Annotated in this window: 2 protein-coding genes; both read left to right on the top strand. The window is 58.8% G+C overall.

Annotation, left to right across the window (positions count from 1 at the left end; genetic code table 11):
• The coding region (locus IE100_RS16295) for a type I secretion C-terminal target domain-containing protein (RefSeq protein WP_189375660.1) at positions 1-1,183 on the top strand (1,183 nt) is incomplete at its 5' end.
• Between the two features lie 208 nt (positions 1,184-1,391).
• Positions 1,392-2,345: retention module-containing protein (locus tag IE100_RS16290; RefSeq protein ID WP_189375658.1), on the top strand; the 954-nt coding region annotated here is incomplete at its 3' end.

Raw genomic sequence — 2,345 nt, 5'->3', positions numbered from 1 at the left:
GCTGAGCAGCAACGGCAGCACTTACCAGGACAGCGCCACCGCCACCATCATCGACGACGACTACCCGCCACCGGTGTTCTACGGTGATGACGGTGCCTGGTTAATGAACTACAGCTCCCGGCACCAGTCGTTCGATATTAAAGCCAAGGATGGCGACATTACCTTGTTTGCCGGTCGCACCATCCACTGGGATATCTGGGTCGACGATATCAGTGCAGTCGGGCTCACTCTGCTGGCATCGTCCTTGCCGACCGGTACCACCGGCTACTGGGAAAAGCTGTACTCCGCCAATGGCGACACCCTGTTCCGCTTCTACCTGACCGCGGGTGATGCCGATGTGGTGATGAGCCAGAGCAGCAGTAGCGGACAGTTCGATATCCAGTTGCTTGGTGATGGCCTCTCTAGTAGTACCAATGTACACATCATCAATTCGGACGAGTATGTGAAACCGCATAACAACTACCCGGACAACTATGCGACCAACTTTGACAGCGCTACGGCTGGCGATGGTGACGATCGCGACTGGTTGAGCGATGACACCAATGGCGGCGAGTTTGCGGTCAGCGGTCCGATAACCGTCGCCGGGCAGACGCTGGATGCACAGGGCGGCAATGACATGATCTACGGCACGGTCGGCAACGATGTCCTTGCTGGCGGGGACGGCAGTGACTTCATCGACGGCCGTGCCGGTAACGATACCCTGTCTGGCGGTGCTGGCGACGACGTGCTGATGGGTGGGTTGGGTAATGACATCCTGGACGGTGGTGCCGGCAATGATGTGCTGTATGGCGGTTTCGGCAATGACACGCTGATTGGTGGCGCCGGCAGCGATATCTTCAAGTGGAGTCTTGGCGATCAGGGGCTGGGGGGCGGTGCGGCTACCGATATCATCAGCGTCAACGATTTTAAAACCAGCGAAGGTGATTCCCTTGATCTGCGCGACTTGCTGCAAGGAGAAGACAGCAGCAATCTCCAGAGCTACCTGCACTTCACCGCGTCCGGTAGCAATACGCTGATCCAGATCAGTTACAGCGGAGAGTTCGACGGCAGCAACTATGGCACGGCCACCGACCAGCAGATTTTGCTGACCGGGGTAGCACTGGACTCCCTGGCCGGGGCGGGAGCGACCGATCAGCAAATCATCGACATGCTGAAAAACAACGCCAACCTGAAAACGGATTGAGGCAAGGGGAAAAGGGGAACGAAAGGCCGACAGTTGTCGGCCTTTTTGTTTGGCCGCGATGGCTTCCGGTGTGATCAATCAGCCGGTGTGCGGCATTGGGGCGTACATCACTTGGCAACGGAGTGAAGCACTGCCCTTCGGTACAATATCGTCATAACAGGCCCGCCGGTAAGCTCGTGGTTCATCATACGAGTAGTGGGAGAGTCACATGGCGGTCGCACAAGGCAAAGTTGTCGCAATTACCGGTAAAGTCATTGCCGTGGCAGTAGATGGTTCACAGCGCATCCTGAAGGCTGGCGATATCGTCGCGGTTGGCGAGCGCCTGATCGTTCCTGCCGATGCCGTAATCGAATTGCAAGCCGCCAATGGCAACACCATCAGAATTGCGGAAGCCCGAGATCTCACCATTACCGACGATGTTTTCGGCAGCGCCGTTGCCGATGCCAGCGATGCGGCCATTGCACCACTGAACCAGGATGCCCAGCAAGTGCTGGCCGCGCTGGAAAATGGCCAGGATCCGTTGCAGGGTCTGGAGGCCGCCGCGGCCGGTCTGGTCTCGGAAGGTGGCCAGGATGGCGGCAGCAGCTTCACCCGCATTGCCCGGGTGGCAGAGGTGATTGATCCGCTGTCACTGGATGCCGGCACGGCCGACACGGCGCAAGTCACCGAGCAGGCTTCGATGGCTGACTCAACGTCGCTAGCCGAGGCAACGGTATTGGCACAGGTGCTGGCTGTCGAGGGAGATGATGTCGCCGAGGGCGGCAGCAACAGCTTTGTCGTGACCTTGAGTGCCGGCAATGTTGCCACTACGGTGAACCTGCAACTGTCCAGCGGCACGGCTACGGTCGGGCAGGATACCGGGTCGGTACGAGTCGTGATTAACGGTGCGGAGCAAACCGTTGCAGTTGCCCAGGACGGCAAGTTTTCTGTGCAGTTGCCGGCGGGGGCGACCAGCTTCCAGGTGCTGGTTGAGACCATCGACGACTACTTGGCCGAAAAATCAGAAACATACAGCCTGAATGCGGCGGCCAATGGGAGTGAAGCCAGCGGCACGGCAAGCATTACCAATGAGATCGAGCCGTCTGAAGACGACACCGTTTACGCCCAGATCGAAGTGGACAGCAGCAGCGTGGCCGAAGGCGGCCAGCTGACCTACACCGTC

Source organism: Vogesella alkaliphila, from assembly GCF_014652475.1.
Taxonomy (GTDB): domain Bacteria; phylum Pseudomonadota; class Gammaproteobacteria; order Burkholderiales; family Chromobacteriaceae; genus Vogesella; species Vogesella alkaliphila.
This window is presented reverse-complemented; position numbering and strand designations above follow the sequence as displayed.